14 protein-coding genes are annotated in these 19,427 nt (G+C 47.2%); 6 read left to right on the top strand and 8 right to left on the bottom strand.

Annotation, left to right across the window (positions count from 1 at the left end):
* Positions 1-44 precede the first annotated feature (44 nt).
* The 8 genes from nuoH to dxs form a co-directional block, all read right to left on the bottom strand.
* Positions 45-1,130 carry an NADH-quinone oxidoreductase subunit NuoH gene (nuoH, locus tag H1A11_RS00835; RefSeq protein ID WP_181757603.1) on the bottom strand — a complete coding sequence of 362 codons (1,086 nt, stop codon included), beginning with the start codon at positions 1,128-1,130 and terminating at the stop codon, positions 45-47.
* A 131-nt stretch (positions 1,131-1,261) separates the two neighbouring features.
* On the bottom strand, positions 1,262-2,851 hold the full coding sequence (locus H1A11_RS00840; RefSeq protein WP_181757604.1) for an NADH-quinone oxidoreductase subunit D: 1,590 nt from the start codon (positions 2,849-2,851) through the stop codon (positions 1,262-1,264).
* A gap of 15 nt (positions 2,852-2,866) precedes the next feature.
* On the bottom strand, positions 2,867-3,448 hold the full coding sequence (locus H1A11_RS00845; RefSeq protein WP_005823959.1) for an NADH-quinone oxidoreductase subunit B: 582 nt from the start codon (positions 3,446-3,448) through the stop codon (positions 2,867-2,869).
* Positions 3,439-3,789, bottom strand: a complete 351-nt coding sequence (locus tag H1A11_RS00850; RefSeq protein WP_005823956.1) for an NADH-quinone oxidoreductase subunit A — start codon at positions 3,787-3,789, stop codon at positions 3,439-3,441. The genes H1A11_RS00845 and H1A11_RS00850 overlap by 10 nt, the downstream gene beginning before the upstream one ends.
* Before the next feature lie 112 nt (positions 3,790-3,901).
* Positions 3,902-4,273, bottom strand: a complete 372-nt coding sequence (locus H1A11_RS00855) for a hypothetical protein (protein ID WP_117599328.1) — start codon at positions 4,271-4,273, stop codon at positions 3,902-3,904.
* A gap of 102 nt (positions 4,274-4,375) precedes the next feature.
* A complete protein-coding gene (locus H1A11_RS00860) occupies positions 4,376-5,827 on the bottom strand; it encodes a TrkH family potassium uptake protein (RefSeq protein ID WP_117599329.1) in 1,452 nt (483 codons plus the stop codon).
* A gap of 21 nt (positions 5,828-5,848) precedes the next feature.
* Entirely contained in the window at positions 5,849-7,189 is a 1,341-nt protein-coding gene (gene trkA / locus H1A11_RS00865) for a Trk system potassium transporter TrkA (RefSeq protein WP_005823949.1), read from the bottom strand.
* A 66-nt stretch (positions 7,190-7,255) separates the two neighbouring features.
* Positions 7,256-9,160, bottom strand: coding sequence for a 1-deoxy-D-xylulose-5-phosphate synthase (gene dxs, locus H1A11_RS00870; protein WP_034525360.1), 1,905 nt, complete (start codon positions 9,158-9,160; stop codon positions 7,256-7,258).
* Between the two features lie 566 nt (positions 9,161-9,726).
* Here dxs and H1A11_RS00875 point away from each other — a divergent pair.
* The 6 genes from H1A11_RS00875 to H1A11_RS00900 all read left to right on the top strand — a co-directional run bounded on the left by H1A11_RS00875 (position 9,727) and on the right by H1A11_RS00900 (position 19,224).
* Positions 9,727-10,824, top strand: a complete 1,098-nt coding sequence (locus H1A11_RS00875) for a hypothetical protein (protein WP_034525358.1) — start codon at positions 9,727-9,729, stop codon at positions 10,822-10,824.
* Positions 10,825-10,986: 162 nt separating this feature from the next.
* Positions 10,987-11,976, top strand: a complete 990-nt coding sequence (locus tag H1A11_RS00880; RefSeq protein WP_117599331.1) for a GSCFA domain-containing protein — start codon at positions 10,987-10,989, stop codon at positions 11,974-11,976.
* Positions 11,952-14,477, top strand: a complete 2,526-nt coding sequence (locus tag H1A11_RS00885) for a bifunctional UDP-N-acetylmuramoyl-tripeptide:D-alanyl-D-alanine ligase/alanine racemase (protein ID WP_117599332.1) — start codon at positions 11,952-11,954, stop codon at positions 14,475-14,477. The genes H1A11_RS00880 and H1A11_RS00885 overlap by 25 nt, the downstream gene beginning before the upstream one ends.
* 111 nt (positions 14,478-14,588) lie before the next feature.
* Complete coding sequence (locus tag H1A11_RS00890) at positions 14,589-14,804, top strand: twin-arginine translocase TatA/TatE family subunit (RefSeq protein ID WP_005823939.1); 216 nt, start codon at positions 14,589-14,591, stop codon at positions 14,802-14,804.
* Between the two features lie 137 nt (positions 14,805-14,941).
* The gene (tatC, locus tag H1A11_RS00895) at positions 14,942-15,763 is read left to right on the top strand and encodes a twin-arginine translocase subunit TatC (protein ID WP_005823936.1); all 822 of its coding nucleotides are present in this window, start codon (positions 14,942-14,944) and stop codon (positions 15,761-15,763) included.
* A complete protein-coding gene (locus H1A11_RS00900) occupies positions 15,760-19,224 on the top strand; it encodes a DEAD/DEAH box helicase (RefSeq protein WP_181757605.1) in 3,465 nt (1,154 codons plus the stop codon). The genes tatC and H1A11_RS00900 overlap by 4 nt, the downstream gene beginning before the upstream one ends.
* Positions 19,225-19,427: the final 203 nt, after the last annotated feature.

The following is a 19,427-nucleotide window of genomic DNA, read 5'->3' on the forward strand; positions in this document are numbered from 1 at the left end:
ATTAAAATTATCCGCAAGGAAATCTTGCCCCGGCGCTACGCCGGTTAGAAATGCAATTTAAATACTACAATTAATACCATCAAAATCAAGTTCACCATAGAGATGGGTACCAGGTACTTCCATTCCAGATTCAGAATCTGGTCAATACGCAGGCGAGGGAAGGTCCACTTTATCCACATCAGCAGGAAGACTACGAAGAAGGCTTTTCCGAAGAACCATACAAAGCCCGGAATGTAATCCATTACTGCGTTGAAGCCGTCCAGGCCTACGATGTGTAGCGGCATCCAGCCTCCCAGGAAGATGGTGGCTGCCACGGAGGCTACGATAAACAGATTCAAATATTCCGCCAGATAGAAGAATCCGAAGCCCATACCACTGTATTCCGTATGGTATCCGGCAGTCAACTCGCTTTCGGCTTCGGGCAAGTCGAAGGGACCACGGTTGGTTTCCGCATTTCCGGCAATGAGGTAGATGATGAAGGCTATCAATGCAGGGATATGTCCCTTGAAGATGAACCAGCCGTCAGCTTGTCCTTCTACTATTTCGGAGAACTGCATGGTTCCCATCAACACTACCATTGTCAGTATGCTCAATCCGCAGGACAACTCGTAGCTGATAATCTGCGCACCGCTTCGCATGGCTCCAATCAGCGAGAATTTATTGTTGGAACTCCAGCCTGCCAGCAGGATACCCACTACGCCGATACTCGATGCAGCCAGCAGGAAGAACACTCCTACATTGAAGTCCAATACCTCCAATCCCTTGTTGATGGGCAGGCAGGCAAATGTCAGGAAAGAAGCGATGATTACCATGAACGGTGCCAGATTGTAGAGGAACCGGTCAGAGAATTTCAAATCAATGATTTCCTTTGTCAACATCTTGATGACGTCGCAGGGCACTTGGAGCAATCCCCATTTCCCCACGCGCATCGGACCGAGGCGGCATTGGAAGAAGGCGCATATCTTACGCTCCATGTAAATCAGGATGATGGCAAGCACGGCATACATCAAGATGATGCATACGCCAATCACCACGCATTCGAAGAATATTGCCAGACCTTCCGGCATCAGGGAAGTCAGCATCTGGTGTATCCAGTTGGTTACTATACTAAAGTCAAATACGTTGTTCATTTACTATTTTACTATTTACTATTTGATAGTTTGGTGTATGTTTACTATTGACTCCTTTTACTATTTCACCTTTTGGGACTCCCACGCTTCATGGCGCAGCCAAATAGTAAATTGTCAAATCGTACATCCCTTTACCTGTCAATATCTGGTACTACATAATCCAATGTTCCGCCAATGGCAATAAGGTCGGCGATTTTAGCTCCGCGGCAAATCGTATTTACGGTCGATACCAATGGCAAGCCCGTACTGCGGAAGTGCAGGCGGTAAGGCGTCTTGTCGCCGTGGCTTTCGAGGAAGACGCCGAATTCACCGCGGCTACCTTCTACGGCTGCATAATAAGTGCCTTCCGGTACGCGGATAATAGGTTTCATCTTTTCCTGGTAGGCTCCTTCCGGGATGTTGTCTATCAGTTGCTCGATAATCTTCAGGCTCTCCAGAATTTCATCCATACGGATAAGGTAGCGTGCCCATGAATCGCCTTCGGTGCGGATGACTTCTTTAAAGTCCACCTTGTCATATACGGCATATGGCATACGCTTACGCACGTCGCAGGCCCATCCGCTGGCGCGTCCGGTGCCTCCGGTAGCTCCAAAGGCGATGGCATCTTCCCGTGAGAGTATACCCACACCTTTCAGACGTTGCTGGGCAATGATGTTCCCGGTGAATACGTCGTGATATTCGTGTAGGATACCGCGGAGGTAGGGGATAAACTCCTTCACTTTCTTTACGAAGCCGGGAGCAATGTCTGCCTGCACGCCACCGATGGTGTTGTAGTTCATGATGAGGCGTCCACCGCAAGTTTCCTCAAAGATGTCGAGTATCTTTTCGCGGTCGCGGAAACCGTAGAAGAAGGCCGTTAATGCACCCAGGTCCATAGCAAGACAAGAATAGAACAGCAGGTGAGAGTCTATTCGCTGCAACTCGTCCATGATGGTACGTATGTACTGCACGCGTTCGCTTACTTCCACGCCCATTGCCTTTTCGATACACATGCACAAGGCATGGCGGTTCTGGTGTGCGCCCAGGTAGTCCAGACGGTCGGTCAGAGCCAAGGTCTGCGGATAGGTCAGGCTTTCGCACATCTTCTCGATACCCCGGTGGATGTAGCCGCAGTTGGCATCAATCTTGTCGATGATTTCACCCTCCAATGATACACGGAAGCGCATTACGCCGTGGGTGGCCGGATGTTGGGGACCGATGTTCACCACATATTCCTCATCACCGAAAAGTTGCATCTCCTTATTTTTGATGCTACCGTCGGGATTCAGCTCCAATTCCATGGTAGTGTCCACCGTTTCTTCGTTGTCCATACGCAACGGATTATCTTTTTCCGGCTCATTGTCTTTACGCATGGGATAGCCTACCCAGTCATTGCGCAGATAGAGTCGGCGCATATCCGGATGACCGATGAAAACGATGCCGTAAAAGTCGTAGACTTCGCGCTCGTTGAAATCCGCAGCTTTCCAGATATCGCTGACGGAAGGAAGTTCGGGATGTTCCCGGTTTAGAGTGGCGGTGCGTACCGCTATCCGTTCGCCGGTAACAGTAGATTCCAACAGATAGACTACGCCGAGTCCGCGGGGAGTGTCCGGTGTGTCTTTCTCGTCGGGTATTCCCCAATCCATACCGCTGAGGCATTCCAGAAAGTCCATCTGTTTCTCTTTCCGCAGACGCAGCATTTCGTCGTGCAGGGCTGAGGGCTCTATGTATTTTATTTCCATATATTTAAGTGCTGATTAGTGGTTTTCTTCTTTTCTGTTTACTCCACCGAAGTATTTTTCTATTTTCACTTTACGCTGCAATTGCATCATGCCGTAGTAGAATGCTTCCGGACGCGGAGGGCAACCGGGAATGTAGACATCCACCGGCAGAATCTTGTCCACACCGTTCACCACATGATAGGATTTCTTGAACGGGCCTCCGCTGACGGCACAGCCGCCTACGGCTACTACATATTTTGGATCGGCCATCTGGTCGTAAAGACGTTTCAGAACGGGAGCCATCTTGTTGGTTATTGTCCCGCAAACCATAATCATATCTGCCTGGCGCGGACTGGCACGGGCTACTTCGAACCCGAAGCGCGCCATATCATAGCGGGCTGCGCCGAGGGCCATGAATTCGATACCGCAACAGCTGGTTGCAAACGTAAGAGGCCACAGTGAGTTGCTGCGTCCCCAATTGACGAAATCGTCCAGTACGCCAAGGGCAACATTGGCGCCTCCGGCATTAAGTTCCCGAACCAGTTTCTCCAACGTTTCGTTGTCTGTAAACTCCTCATAAGGGATAGATTTAATTTTCGGCTTCTTTGTTACTTCCATTCCAAAGCTCCTTTCCTCCAGGCATAAGCAAGACCCAGAATCAATATAATCAGGAAAAATAAAACACTGAAAAGTCCTGCCACGCCAAGTTCGCGGGTGATGACTGCCCAAGGGAACAGAAATACCGTTTCCACTTCGAACATCAGGAACAAGATGGCAAACAGATAGTAACCTACCCGGAATTGCATCCACGATTTACCGCGGGTAGGGATGCCACACTCGTACGGTTCCATCTTCTGTGCATTGTACGAACGGGGTGCTATCGCATTGGAGAGCGCGATGACGATACCCACGAAAGCGATTGCCGTCAATAAGACGACCACTAACAAAGTAAAGTTCATAAACCTGATAAGATTTTAGATATATAATAATAGATACATCGTACCAGAGGACAAAAAACTGAATGTTGTCCGGGGCGAGGTCAAGGGGCAAGCATTTGCGCTTGCAGGCCTTCTAAATGATAATCTTTCTTAGTCCGAACACATAATAGTTTGCGTCGGGTACGGGATGAGGAGACAGATTTAACAAACGGTCGCATTCCGGTGCATAAGCATACTGCTGCATCTTGTAGATGTACATGCGCAGGAGTACGTTTTTATTGGTTGGTACTTGCGTATGATCCACATGCTCTATGCAGAGGGAGTTTGGTGAAAACAAGTCGTAGAACTTCTGGACTACTTGTTGGGTGGTAGGAGCTTGTGACAGCGTACAGCATTCTGCTTGTCGGGTGGCAGGAACACACAAAATGTCCGCAACTCCTATTGCACTGTCGTGCAATAGGGCTGCAAAGATAATGATTAAACAGTATTTGATGCATTGCTTCATACCACAAATCTCTCTTTCAAGGGCGCAAAGATATAATAAGTCTTGCTCATTTTGCTATCCCCGCATAACAAAAATGGTTATTTTTACACTTTTTATCCTAAATCAATTTCGTTTCCAGAAATCAGGTGTGAAAAGCAGTAGTACGGTGAATAACTCAAGACGTCCCAGAAGCATTAAAAGGGATAATAGCCATTTAGCTGCATCGGGCAGGGCATTCCACGAATAGGCAGGTCCGGTTTCACCCAATCCGGGTCCCATATTACCGATGCTGGAAATAACGCAGCCTATTGACTCTTCAGCTCCGACTCCCATAGTCATCATAAGCAGTGTGCTGATAACTATAATGGTGATATAAATAAAGCAAAAAGCCAGTACGGTGGAGACAATGGAGGAAGATATGACTTGCTTGTTTATTCGTACCGGAAGTATGGCATTGGGGTGTAGGATGTGTTTGAATTCGTTCCGTGATACTTTGGTAAGAATTACCATACGTATGCATTTCAAGCCTCCGGTGGTACTGCCTGCACACGCTCCCATCAGCATGATGATGGTAAGCAGGCCCCATAGGACGGGCGACCATTGCATGTAGTCATCCGTTGCAAAGCCGGTGGACGTATGAAGGGAAATTACCTGGAACAAGGATTTGCGGAAGGATTCTTCCATCCCCATGGGACTGGTATAATAGAGCGCGATGGCTATGACTGCAGTGAAAAATACGACTGAGCTGAAATAGAATTTCAGCTCGGCGTTGCTGATGAATTTCTTGAATTTCCGGTTGACGAACAATAATACTAAAGTGAAGTTGATACCGGAGATAAACATGAAGATGGAGATGACATATTCTATATAAGGAGAATTATAGTAGGCAACGCTGGCCTGCTTGGTAGAGAATCCACCGGTGCCGGTAGTGGCAAATGCATGGCAGATGCTGTCGAACCAGTCCATGCCTCCAAGCATCAGCAGGCAGACAAGTAAAGTGGTTATGCCGGTATAGATGCTCCAAATCCACTTGGCGGTGATACCGATACGCGGATGAACCTTGTCATGTGTGGGGCCGCTTGCTTCGGCTGCGAATACCTGCAGACCACTGACTCCGAAGATAGGAAGCACTGCAATGGTGAACATGATGATTCCCAAGCCGCCAATCCACTGTGTCATGCTGCGCCAGAACAGTATTCCATGAGGAAGTGACTCGATGTCGTCCAAAATAGTGGCACCCGTACTGCTGAAACCGGACATGGTCTCGAAGAATGCATCGGCAATGTCGGGTATGTATCCGCCTATATAGAAAGGCAGCATTCCGAAAAGAGAGAATGCCACCCAGGCAAAGCTGACCAGTACATATCCGTCACGGCGCGTCAGTTGCCGTTCACCTCCTTTACCGAGAGCTGCCAGCAATAAGCCTATCCCTGCTGTGATACCTCCTGCTTTCCAGAAATCGAGCATATCGCTTTCTCTGTAGTAGAAAGACACGCTCGAACAGACCAGAAACATGACTGTTTCCAGCAATAGCAGAATACCGATAATCCGTATGATTGTCTTGAAGTTAATCATTTACCAACGACTCATTCTCTATTAGTTAAAGTATTTTTCGATTTTCTTAATCATCATGTTTAGACAGAATACCACCACATGGTCACCCGGTTGTATCAAGGTATTACCCATAACCACGACGCCTTCCCCCTGACGGATAAGTCCGCCGATGGTGGTTCCTTTCGGGAGGCCGAGGTCTTTTACCGGATGTTTGGTAATCTTTGAGCCGGCCTTAACGGTAAATTCCGCTACATCGGCATTGGCAAAGGTCAGGCATTTCACATTGCTGACGTCCGCATCCAGCATCATCTGATAAATGTGGCTGGCGGCAATCATCTTTTTGTTGATGACAGTGCCGATGTCAAGGCTTTCAGCCATGCCTATGTAGTCTATATTCTCCACTTCTGCTACGGTTTTGCTGACTCCCATGCGTTTGGCGGCAAGGCAGGCTAGAATATTGGTCTCCGAATTGCCGGTCAAGGCAACGAAGGCTTCCGTGTTTTTCAGTCCCTCTTCCACAAGTAAGTCCATATCCCGCCCGTCGCCATTGATAATCATGGTGCGGTCGTCAAGCAACTCGGTCAGACGGTTGCAGCGGTTCAAGTCGTTGTCCACGATTTTCACCTGCATGTAGTCCGGGACGTATTGGGCGGTGCGTACGGCAATTCGGCTTCCACCCATAATCATTACGTTGCGCACATCAGCATAATCTTCCTTGCCAGCTATTTTGCGGATGTAGGGGACGTATTTCCTGATGGTGGTAAAGTATACGATGTCATGTAGCTTGATGGTATCGTCACCGCGGGGAATCAGTGTCTCGCTTCCCCGTTTGATGGCTACCACGTGATAGGGCAGCTCCGGTCCGCCCAGTTTGTGGAGAGGGATGTCCAGTATCTCGGCTTTTTCGCGTATTTTGGTGCCTATCAGTATCAAGGCGCCTCCGCAGAATTCCCACCATTGGCGTACCCAGCTCATGCGGATGGAGGATACGATCTCTTTGGCGGCAAGCATTTCCGGGTAGATGAGTGAATCGACACCCAGCTTCTGGAAAAATTCCTTGTTTTTGGGCAGCAGGTATTCGTAGTTGTCAATGCGGGCTACGGTCTTCTGTGCTCCCAGATTGTTTGCCAGCATGCATGCGGTCATGTTCCGGCTTTCATCAGGGGTGACGGCTATGAACAAGTCGGCTTCTCTCACTCCCACTTCTTTCAAGCCTTTTATGGATGTAGGGGAGGCCGTAGCCGTCATTAAGTCAAAGTTGGAGTTTAGGGTGCTCAACTTTTCTTCGTTGTCGTCCATCAGAATGATGTCCTGCTTCTCGCGGGACAGCAATTTAGCCAAGTGTGTGCCTACTGCGCCGGCACCTGCAATAATTATTTTCACTTTTAATTAGTTGATAGTTGATAATTAATAGTTGACATATGGGGTAGATACTTAAACGGTCAATTTTCAACTATCAATTATCAATTGATTATAGATTCCTTCTTCGTCCATTCCGCAAAGATGATGCAACTCTTGTATGGTGCCGTGCTCTATGAAGGCATCGGGTACACCGATACGTCTGATATGGGGGATATAGTCATTGTCTGCCATGAACTCCAGTATGGCACTGCCCATTCCTCCTTTTTTGACACCGTCTTCTATGGTGACGACATGCTGGAAGTTGAGTCCTACCTCGTGCAGCAAGGCTTCGTCGAGCGGTTTGAGAAAACGCAGGTCGTAATGGGCTATGGAGATCCCTTTGTCTTTCTCTGCGCGCTCTATGGCACGTGCGGCTACGTTGCCTATGGGACCGAGGGTGATGACTGCCAGGTCTTTACCTTCCTTCAGTTTACGCCCTTTACCTACGGGGATTTCTTCCAGCGGACATTTCCAGTCCAGTAATACGCCGCGTCCGCGGGGATAGCGGATGACGAACGGACCTTTGTCTGACAATTGTGCCGTGTACATCAGGCGGCGCAATTCATGTTCGTCCATCGGTGAAGATATGGTCAGGTTGGGAATCGGACGGAAATAGGCCAGGTCGAAAACTCCGTGGTGGGTCGGTCCGTCTTCTCCCACCAGTCCGGCGCGGTCCAGACAAAGTACGACGGGGAGGCGGAGCAGGGCGATGTCATGGATGACATTATCGTATGCCCGCTGCATGAAGGAGGAGTAGATGTTGCAGAAAGGTTGCATTCCTTCTTTTGCCATACCGCCCGAGAAAGTGGCTGCATGTCCTTCGGCAATACCCACATCGAAGGCACGGTCGGGCATGGTGTCCATCAGCTTGTTCATAGAGCAGCCAGTGGGCATGGCAGGGGTTACTCCGACGATTCTCGGATTTTCCTTTGCCAGTTCTACCAGTGTTTCCCCAAACACGTCCTGGTAAAGCGGAGGCAGGTTGCTGGTATCTGCCTTGAGGCGTTTTCCGGTTTTCGGATCGAACTTGCCCGGTGCATGCCAGATATCGGGATTCTTCTCGGCAGGTTCGAATCCTTTTCCTTTTACAGTGTGCAGATGCAGTATTTTCGGTCCCTGCATATCTTTGATGTCCCGCAGGACACGGGCTATGTTTTTCACATCGTGTCCATTGATAGGACCGAAGTAGCGGATGTTCATCCCTTCAAAGATATTCTGCTGCTGGGCGGCCATTGATTTCAGACTGTTGGCAAAGCGAATCAGCGCTTTGCGGCGGTCCTCGTTCAAAAGTCCCATTTTGAATAGCAGTCTGGAAGTTTTGAAGCGCAGCTGGTTATAGCGGTTGCTGGTAGTTAGGTTGAAAAGATACTGCTTCATGCCACCTACACTTCTGTCTATCGACATATCATTGTCGTTGAGAATGATAAGAAGGTTGTTTGGGGTGGACGAAGCGTTGTTCAGTCCTTCAAAAGCTAAGCCGCCGCTCATGCTTCCGTCGCCGATGATGGCCACTACATGGCGGTCCTTCTCGCCTTTTTCGGCAGCGGCAACAGCCATGCCAAGGGCGGCGGAGATTGAATTTGACGCATGTCCGCAGGTGAATGTGTCATAATCGCTTTCCTCTGGTGAGGGAAAAGGACGAACTCCCTTGAATTTACGGTTGGTGGAGAATGCTTCACGGCGTCCGGTCAGTATCTTGTGCCCGTATGCCTGATGGCCTACATCCCAGACTATGCGGTCGTACGGAGTATTGAATACGTAGTGCAAGGCAACGGTCAGCTCTACCGTGCCCAGACTGGCTGCGAAATGTCCGGGGTTACACGAAACCTCCTTTATAATGTCTTGCCTCAATTCTTTACAGACTTCAGGAAGCTCTTCTACGCTGAGTTGGCGTAAATCCTCGGGAAATGTAATGGTGCTAAGCAAGTTATATGTTGTTGGTTCTGTTCTCATTTCTAATCTGAAGATTACAAAATGCAAAAATAGCAAAAGAAAACGGATGACGGGAAGTTTTAGAAGGAAAAAAAGCCTCTTTTGTTCACTTCTGTTTTTACTTTCTCTGTATAAATTGCATTTCTTGTTCTGCCTATAATTAAGGAAAAAGATGCCTGATGGTAAATCGTTCCTCCATGGAGAAAATATTGTTCCATCCTGGTAGAAAAATCGTTCCACCATGGTGGAACGATTTTTTCTCCATATAGGAATGATTTAGTTTTGGCAAGCAAAGATATTAATCCTTTCAAAGATTGACTTGTACTCTCGTATGTGTGCATCTATGATAAGAGATGCTTTAAACTTAACACTTGTTGAAAAATGCAACTTTGCAAACTATTTATTGCAACTTTTTTAGGAGCTTGGACTGTTGTTAATATAATATTATCTATATTTGCAAAGTAGAATATGTCCTATTTATCAATATGTTATACGATTATGAATTGTACATGATGGCATTCTTAGTTGTAATATGTGCCGGAATGGGGCGTAACCACGAATTGCTAAATGAATAAACAATGAATGATATGAAGAAAAAGTTTAACTTTGGAATTTTGGCTATTGTGAGCGTAGTGTTTTTTTCCGCTTGCGGTTCTGATAGCGATCTGTTCGACCCGGAAAAGGCGGTGGCTAAGAAAGAGGCACAGTATGCATCGGCTTTCGTGCGGAAGTATGGAAAAATTGCAGTTAATCAGGATTGGGGATTTGGGGTAACACCGACAACGCGTGTTGCTAACACTAATAGCAATCAATGGAGAGATTTTGCGGAAGTACCGGGGAGTGTTACGGCTATAGAAAAAGAAGTGGTTACGAAATGGTTTGAAACACATCAGAATCCACAATCCATTGGTGTGGATTGGACCGACTTTTTTGTTCAACATGTAAGTGGCTCACGCTCTGATATGGATTTTTTGGTTGCGGCATCAGATGATCATATCAATAATTTTAATGCTGCTGAGGGAGCTATAATGCTAATGCAGAATAGTGGGACGTCTTCTTTTGGCTATAGGGCTTCTCTGGATAGTAAAATGCACTATAATTATACTATACAATATATTGAGGGTGCTTATTATGTGGGATTTGACTTTGAAGCTACCGGCCAGAACCCAAATCAACAAGTAGCTGCAGATGGGTATTATAGTGATTGGATTGTAAAGATCTCTCCGGCCGTATATACAAATGCGTACAGAATCATAGCGGAAGACCTTGGAGACAGTGACGATTTTGATTTCAACGATGTCGTGTTTGATGTAGCGACCAATGGAGGAACAACTATCATTACCCTGCAGGCTGCGGGTGGTACTTTGCCTTTGTATATTGAGGTAGGCGGTGATAGTCGTGAAGTTCATGAGATCTTTAGTGTTTCTAGTACTACAATGATAAATACGGGTGCTGGAGCAACTAAGGCTCCGGTGATGTATAGAGTTAACGGTACTGGTGCCGTAAATATCAAAGTGGAAGGTCAAAATGCTGAAGTATATACACTGAAAGCGGAGGTAGGCAAAGCTCCGCAGAAGATACGTGTAGAGACAAGATATGACTGGACTTCTGAGCGTCAGGCTATTAATAATAAATATCCAGATTTTGCAAATTGGGTGGCTGATCCTACGGTTAATTGGTATTAATGGAATATATAGTATTTAAGGTAGGTGATATAATGGAAGGTTATATTACCTGCCTTTTTTATGTTTCGACCGTTATATATTGAAATTTACTATCTTTGTGGCGTAGCAAGTAGGTTGGTACATCCTTTTTCCCGAATGTGAATGTTTTTTTATTCCGAGCTTATGAATCTTTATACGCCTGTAGAAGTAGTTTCCGGTATGCCCCTTCTTTCGCAAGAGAATAATCTGTTGCTGATGGGTTCTTGTTTTGCATCCGAGATGGGACAAAGGCTGGCGGATGCCAAGTTCTGTTGTGACGTCAATCCTTATGGTGTGCTTTATAATCCTTTTTCCATTTCTGTGGCATTGCGTGAAATCATTGCGGGCAAATGCTACAATGAAAACGACATTTTCCTCTTTCATGGACTTTGGCACAGTGCCATGCATCATGGTAGCTTCTCCTCAGTCTCTGCAGAGGAAACATTGGCAGGTATTAACGGACGTTTGAAAAGCGCCCATGAAAGATTGGATCGGTTGGATTGTCTGCTACTGACTTTCGGCTCTGCTTGGGTATATGAAAATAAAAAGACGGGAACTATAGTTGCCAACTGCCATAAGCAACCTGAGTCTTGCTTTACTCGTCACATGCTTTCCGTCAGTGAAATAGTGTCTGACTACACCTCTTTGCTTTCCGGTTTGCTGGCGCGGATTCCCCGGCTGAAAATATTGTTTACCGTCAGCCCCATCCGCCACGTGCGTGACGGAATGCATGCCAACCAGCTCAGTAAAGCTACCTTGCTGCTTGCCGTGAATCAGTTGCAAGCCACTTTCCCAAAACATGTTTTCTATTTTCCGGCATACGAGCTGTTGCTCGACGAGCTTCGTGACTATCGCTTCTATGCAGAAGACATGGTGCATCCTTCTGAAATAGCCATTCGCTATATCTGGGAAAGGTTTATTCGGTCGTGCATCTCTGCCGATGCGTTACGGATTATGGAAGAAAGTGAAAATATCCGTAAGATGTTGTCGCATAAGCCATTTTATCCTGCTTCAGAAGAGTATAAGCGTTTTTTAGGACAAATTGTGTTAAAAATAGACCAACTTAACGGAAAATACCCGTACTTAGATTTCCAAAAAGAGAGAGAAATATGTCGTATTCGATTGAAAGCATAACCGAAAGTATTGGCGCACGGCGTGTGGGAAACGTGCCGGCTACCATAGACTGGCTGCTCACAGACAGCCGTTCCCTGAATTTTCCTGAGGAAACATTATTCTTTGCCTTGACCACCAAGAGGAATGACGGTGCGCGCTATATCGCAGATTTATATGCCCGTGGAGTACGTAATTTTGTGCTTAGCGAAGAAAGCTTTAGATTAATTGAGCATGGAGAATTGAAAATTGATAATGATGCGCAGCAACCCGCTATCCATTTTCAATCTTCCACTGTCAACTACCTTATTGTTTCCAATCCGCTGAAAGCCCTGCAAAAACTGGCAGAACAGCATAGGAACCGGTTCCAGATACCAGTCATCGGTATTACGGGAAGCAACGGAAAGACAGTTGTGAAGGAATGGCTGCACCAGTTGCTCAGTCCGGAACGTGCCATTATCCGTTCTCCCCGTAGTTATAACTCCCAGATTGGAGTACCTTTGTCTGTGTGGCAGATGAACGAACAGTCTGAACTTGCTATTTTTGAAGCCGGTATTTCCGAACCGGGGGAAATGCGCGCTTTGCAGAACATCATTAAGCCTACCATAGGCATCCTGACCAATATAGGAGGGGCTCACCAGGAAAATTTCTTCTCGTTACAGGAGAAGTGTATGGAGAAGTTGATGCTTTTCAAGAATTGTGATGTAGTGATTTATAATGGTGACGATGAGTTCGTCAGCAACTGTGTGGCGAAGTCCATGCTTTCTGCACGTGAGATTGCGTGGAGCCGGAAGGATATGGAACGTCCTTTATATATAAGTAAAGTGGAGAAACAGGATGACTGTACTGTCATTTCCTATCGTTATCTGGATATGGACAATACGTTTACCTTGCCGTTCATAGATGATGCTTCCATCGAGAACTCGCTGAACTGTCTGGCCGCATGCCTCTATCTGATGCTTCCTGCCGAACGGATTACGGAACGTATGGCAAAGCTGGAACCCATCGCCATGCGTTTGGAAGTCAAGGAGGGAAAAAACAACTGTCTGTTGATTAACGACAGTTATAATTCTGACCTTGGCTCATTGGATATTGCACTCGATTTTCTTTACCGCCGTTCGCAAAGTAAGGGATTGAGGCGGACCTTGATTCTTTCGGATATATTGGAGACCGGTCAGAATACGCCGACACTTTACCGACAAGTGGCACAGCTGGTAAACAGCCGCGGCATTGAACGCATCATAGGTGTAGGAAATGAAATCTCTTCCTGCGCTGCACGCTTTAATATAGAGAAGACCTTTTATCCGGATACGGCAGCTTTGATACGCACTATCCAGCGTGGGGAACTGCGCCTTGAAAACGAAATTATTCTGATTAAGGGTGCACGTAAGTTCGGTTTTGACTCCTTGACGGAAGTATTGGAGAAGAAGGTGCACGAAACTATCCTGGAGGTTAATCTTGGAGCGATGATTGCCAATCTGAACTATTATCGTGGCAAGTTGAAGCCGGAAACAAAGATGGTCTGCATGGTGAAAGCCTCCGCTTACGGTGCAGGTTCTTATGAGATAGCCAAGACTTTGCAGGAACATCATGTCGATTATCTTGCTGTGGCAGTTGCCGACGAAGGCTCCGAACTCCGCAAAGCGGGTATCACAGCGAACATCATTATCATGAATCCTGAGATGACTGCTTTCAAGACCATGTTCGATTACAAGCTGGAGCCCGAAGTATATAGCTTCCATCTGCTGGACGCTTTGATTAAAGAAGCGGAAAAGGAAGGTATCACAAACTTCCCCATCCACATAAAGCTGGATACCGGTATGCACCGCCTGGGGTTTGCTCCGGAGGATATGCCCCGGCTGATAGAACGGCTGAAGGGACAGAATGCCGTGATTGCCCGTTCCGTCTTCTCACATTTGGTAGGGAGCGATTCGCAGCAATTCGACAGTTTTACACGCCGGCAGATAGAAATGTTCGAAAAAGCGTCCATGGAATTGCAGGGAGCTTTTCCGCATAAGATACTTCGCCATATCTGCAATTCTGCAGGTATCGAGCGTTTCCCGGGGGCGCAATTCGATATGGTGCGTCTGGGTATCGGTCTTTATGGTGTCAATCCCATAGACAATTCCATTATGAATAATGTGAGCACGTTAAAGACTACCATCCTCCAAATACGTGATGTTCCTGAAGAGGATACGGTTGGGTATAGCCGGAAAGGGCATCTCACCCGTCCGTCACGTATAGCGGCTCTTCCCATTGGTTATGCCGACGGTCTGAATCGCCATCTTGGAAACGGACATGCCTATTGTCTTGTAAACGGCCAACGGGCTGTCTATGTAGGGAATATCTGCATGGATGTCTGTATGATTGATGTAACGGACATCGATTGCAAGGAGGGTGACAGTGTGGAAATTTTTGGTAATCATCTGCCTATAACCGTTCTTTCCGATGCGCTTGCAACTATTCCTTATGAGGTGTTGACAAGCGTTTCTACGCGGGTAAAACGTGTTTATTATCAAGACTGAAGATAGGGGGCAGGGATTAGGGGATGGAGATTACAATAAAATTAATCCTTAATCCTTAATCCCTAATCCTTAATTTTTCTATCTTTGCATTATAATTAATCAGATATAACTATGACAAACTTACTTTTATTAGGCTTTCTGCCCAGCGGCTCCGAATGGATAATTATTGCATTGGTCATCTTACTATTGTTTGGCGGTAAGAAAATTCCCGAATTGATGCGTGGTTTGGGCAAAGGAGTGAAGAGCTTCAAGGATGGTGTGAATGAAGCCAAAGAAGAGATAAACAAGGCTCAGGAAGATTTGGATAAACCAGCTGAAAAGAAATAAAAGGATTTACTATTTGACTATTTACGATTTACTATTTGATACTCTGCAAATTGCAGAAGTATGGGTAGACTTGTTATCTTTCATTCCACTGCGTAGCCCAAATAGTAAATCGTAAAATAGTAAATGCATTGGTGTTTATGGCAGAAAAAGAGCTAACCTTTTGGGATCACTTGGACGAGTTGCGCCGGGTACTGTTTCGTGTGCTTGGTGTGTGGTTTGTATTGGCTATCGGTTATTTTATTGCCATGCCTTATCTGTTTGACAACGTGATACTGGCTCCTTGCCATAACGACTTTGTTTTCTATGACCTGCTCCGTTGGATAGGGCAGAAATTGGATTTGAAGGATGAATTCTTTACTCAAGAGTTTCATGTGAAACTCATCAATATCAATCTTGCCGCACCGTTCTTTGTCCACATGTCTACCGCTTTCTGGATGTCGGTGGTTACGGCTGCTCCTTATATATTCTATGAAATCTGGCGCTTTGTAAGCCCTGCCCTTTATCCAAACGAGCGTAAAGGGGTGAGGAAAGCGCTGGGTATAGGTACGGTGATGTTTTTCATCGGTGTGTCGCTGGGGTATTTTATGGTCTATCCACTGACTTTGCGTTTCCTTTCTACTTATCAATTGAGTGCAGCCATCGAGAATCAAATTTCCCTGAACTCGTACATTGACAATTTCATGATGCTGGTGCTTTGCATGGGGCTGGCATTCGAACTGCCGCTGGTGACATGGCTGCTTTCCCTGCTGGGACTGGTGCACAAGACCTTTTTGCGGAAATACCGCCGTCATGCTGTTGTCATCATTGTTATTGCCTCGGCCATCATTACTCCGACCGGTGACCCGTTTACCTTGACAGTAGTGGCGGTGCCGCTTTATCTGCTCTATGAGTTGAGTATCCTGATGATAAAGGATAAAAAAACTGATGATGAAGCGGAAGAAGTGGAGACAGAGGAATGACGGATTGTGAAGTAAAAGAATATTTTAGTATATTGCAGGAAGCCTGCCACGTTGAGGAAAGCTCCCTGGATGTGGCCTATCGGCAATTGCGCGAATTGCTGGAGCGTTTGTGCCGTACACAGATGCCCGACGGAAGCTTGCAGATGACGGACCTTTCTGCACGTATCAGTTTCGTGGCTTCGAAGGCCGGACTTTCCACCGTGGAACAGAACCGTCTGCATACCTTCCGGCTGACCTCCAATGCTATTCTGAACCGCCAGACGGAACCGCAATGTGAACAGTTGTTGCGTGATGCCAAGACACTGGCATTCTTTGTCAAGCGCTTGACAGGGGAGGAGATACCTGCCGGGCTTTATCGCCTGCTGCCCCGTGCGGATGCCACCTATATAGTGGCGCCGCCCGCCAAAGAGCAGATAAAGCGCATGCGCGTCTGTTTTCAGTATGCCGATGATACTTACTTATATGTACTGCCAGTAGACACTGTGGCCGATGAGCCGTTACGTGTCCGTTACAATGTACCTCAGATTAATGAAGAGTTTGCAGAAACCTGCCGGATTCTGTGGCGGCATGCCCAGGTCAATCTGCTGGATGTTACGGTGGACGAAGCCGGCATACTTACTCCTTCCTTTATTGTACTTGAGCCCGATTACTTGATAGACATCAGTTCGCTTGCCGAATGCTTTAAGGATTACGGACATCATCCTGCCAACTATATCCTGGCACGGCTCCAGTCGCCGGACAATACCCGTCCGTTACTGTTGGGTAATATTGCCAACCTCTTTCTGGACGAGTGGATTCATGCCAAGGAGGCACCCGATTATTTGGCATGCATGAAGAAGGCCTTCCGTTCTTATCCCATTGAGCTGGCAGCATGTGCCGACCTGCGCGACCGGGAGAAGGAAGCCGAATTCTTTTCCGATTGCAAGCGCCATTTCGACAATATCCGCCGGACGGTGACAGAAACATTCCGTGCATCCGGCTATGAACTCGATAGGACTGATGCCGTGCTGGAACCCTCTTACATCTGTGAAGCATTGGGTTTGCAAGGGCGTCTGGACTACATGCAGCGGGATATGACCTCGTTCATTGAAATGAAGTCCGGTAAGGCGGACGAGTATTCCATCCGTGGTAAGGTGGAGCCTAAAGAAAACAATAAGGTACAGATGTTGCTCTATCAGGCTGTGTTGGAGTATTCTATGGGAATGGACCATCGGCATGTAAAGGCTTATCTGCTCTATACCCGTTATCCGTTGCTTTATCCGGCGCGTCCTTCGTGGGCAATGGTGCGCCGTGTGATGGATGTGCGCAACCGAATTGTAGCCAATGAATATGGCATCCAGTTACAGAACAGCCCTCAGTATACGGCAGAGCGTCTGAAGGACATCCATCCGGACACCCTGAATGAGCGCGGTTTGGACAATACCTTGTGGAAACGCTTCCTTTACCCCTCCATCGATGCCGTAGCGCAACGCATCCGTTCGCTTTCGTCGTTGGAACAAAGCTATTTTTATACGCTCTATAATTTTATAACCAAGGAACTCTATACCTCCAAATCTGGAGATGTGGATTATGAAGGACGTACCGGCGCTGCCGCCCTCTGGCTTTCCACACTGGCTGAGAAATGTGAGGCAGGTGAAATTCTGTACGATTTGGCTATTTGCGAGAATCATGCGGCAGATGCGCATAAACCGTATTTAAGCCTCTCCCCCCGTACCCCCTCCCCGGTAGGGAGGGGGAGGGAATACTCCGCGGAGCCGGGAGTAGGGGGGAGTTTGCCCAATTTCCGTCAGGGTGATGCGGTGGTTCTTTACGAACGGAATACGGATACCGACAACGTTACCAACAAGATGGTATTCAAAGGTAATATAGAGCGCATATCCGATGACGAAGTCTGCATCCGTCTTCGTGCCACTCAGCAGAATGCGGGTGTATTGCCTGCTGCTAGCCTTTATGCCATAGAGCACGACTATATGGACACCTCCTTTCGTAGCATGTATCTGGGACTTTCCGCTTTTCTTTCTGCCACCCAAAGACGACGTGACTTGTTGTTGGGGCAGCGCCCTCCCGAATTCGATGCTTCTTTGGATGCCGCTATTGCGACCGCTCCGGATGATTTTTCGCGGATTACTCTGAAAGCGCAGGCTGCCCGCGACTATTTCCTTTTAATCGGTCCTCCGGGTACCGGTAAGACCTCCCGCGCGCTACGGGGCATGGTAGAAGCCTTTTACCGGGAGGGGAAACAGATTTTGCTGCTTTCGTATACCAATCGTGCCGTAGATGAAATCAGTAAGGCGCTGACCTCCATTGAGCCTGAAATAGACTTTATCCGTTTAGGCAGTGAGTTGTCTTGTGATGAGTCATTCCGCCCGTATCTGATTGAGAATGTGCTGGAACCTTGTGCCACTCGGCGGCAGGTGCAAGAGCGCATTGCCCGTTGCCGTGTTTTTGTCGGTACGGTTGCCACGCTTTCTTCCAAGACCGAGCTTTTCCGGTTGAAGACTTTTGATGTAGCGATTGTGGATGAGGCTACTCAAATTTTGGAACCACAACTGCTGGGATTACTCTGTACCCGTAATCCTGCAGGCGCGGATGCCATCGGCAAATTTATTTTGATAGGTGACCATAAGCAGCTGCCCGCAGTGGTCTTGCAATCGTCCGAGCAGTCGGAAGTGTGTGACGAAGCTTTGCAGGCCATCGGATTGTATAATTTGAAAGATTCCCTTTTCGAACGCCTTTATAGAAACCTCTCCAGGGAGAGCGCCAATCGCCAGACATCAACCTCTCATCCTTCATCCCTTATCCCTCATCCCTCCTATGACATGCTCTGTCGTCAGGGACGCATGAATATCGAGGTAGCTTTGTTTCCTAATCGTGCTTTTTACGGTGGTCTGCTGGAGCCGGTTGGCTTGCCGCACCAGCAGGGTGAGCTGACCCTTGCTCCTGAATTGTGTGATTGTGAGTTTGCCGGCTTGCTCACTCGTCGTGTCGCTTTTCTGCCTTCCGCAGTCGAACCGCCGGCACAGTCGGCCAAGATGAACCATTCGGAGGCGCGGATTGTGGCACGGTTGGCAGCGGCTATCTATCGGCAGTATGCGGCTGTTTCCGGTTTCAACCCGGCTGTCACTTTAGGTGTCATCACTCCTTATCGCAGTCAGATAGCCTTGATTAAGAAAGAGATTGCCGCTTTGGGTATTGCTCCTTTGGAGGATATATTGGTAGACACCGTGGAGCGCTTCCAAGGTAGCGAACGGGATGTCATTATCTACTCTTTCTGTGTGAACCGGGCTTATCAGTTGAAGTTTCTGGCAAATATGACGGAGGAAAACGGTACTCGGATTGACCGGAAATTGAATGTTGCCCTTACTCGTGCCCGCAAGCAGATGTTTATGACAGGAGTGCCGCAACTATTGAAACTTAACCCTATTTATGCCGAGCTCTTGTCTGTAGTTTGCCATTCGTAACCGTCTTATTAGTAAATCTTAAATATTCTCTGCTTCTTTATAGAGTTTATTAATAACGCTGTGTGGGATAAACCATTATCTTTGCATTACGTTTTTTTCATAGAGATTTAGATTTAAGGTTAGAAGAATTGTGGAAGTCGTGAGACTTCCCTTTTTTTCATCTTAAATTGTGTTCCATTTACAGTTTTTTGTTTTTGACTGTA

It is taken from the genome of Bacteroides sp. CACC 737, assembly GCF_013874375.1.
Lineage (GTDB): Bacteria > Bacteroidota > Bacteroidia > Bacteroidales > Bacteroidaceae > Bacteroides > Bacteroides uniformis.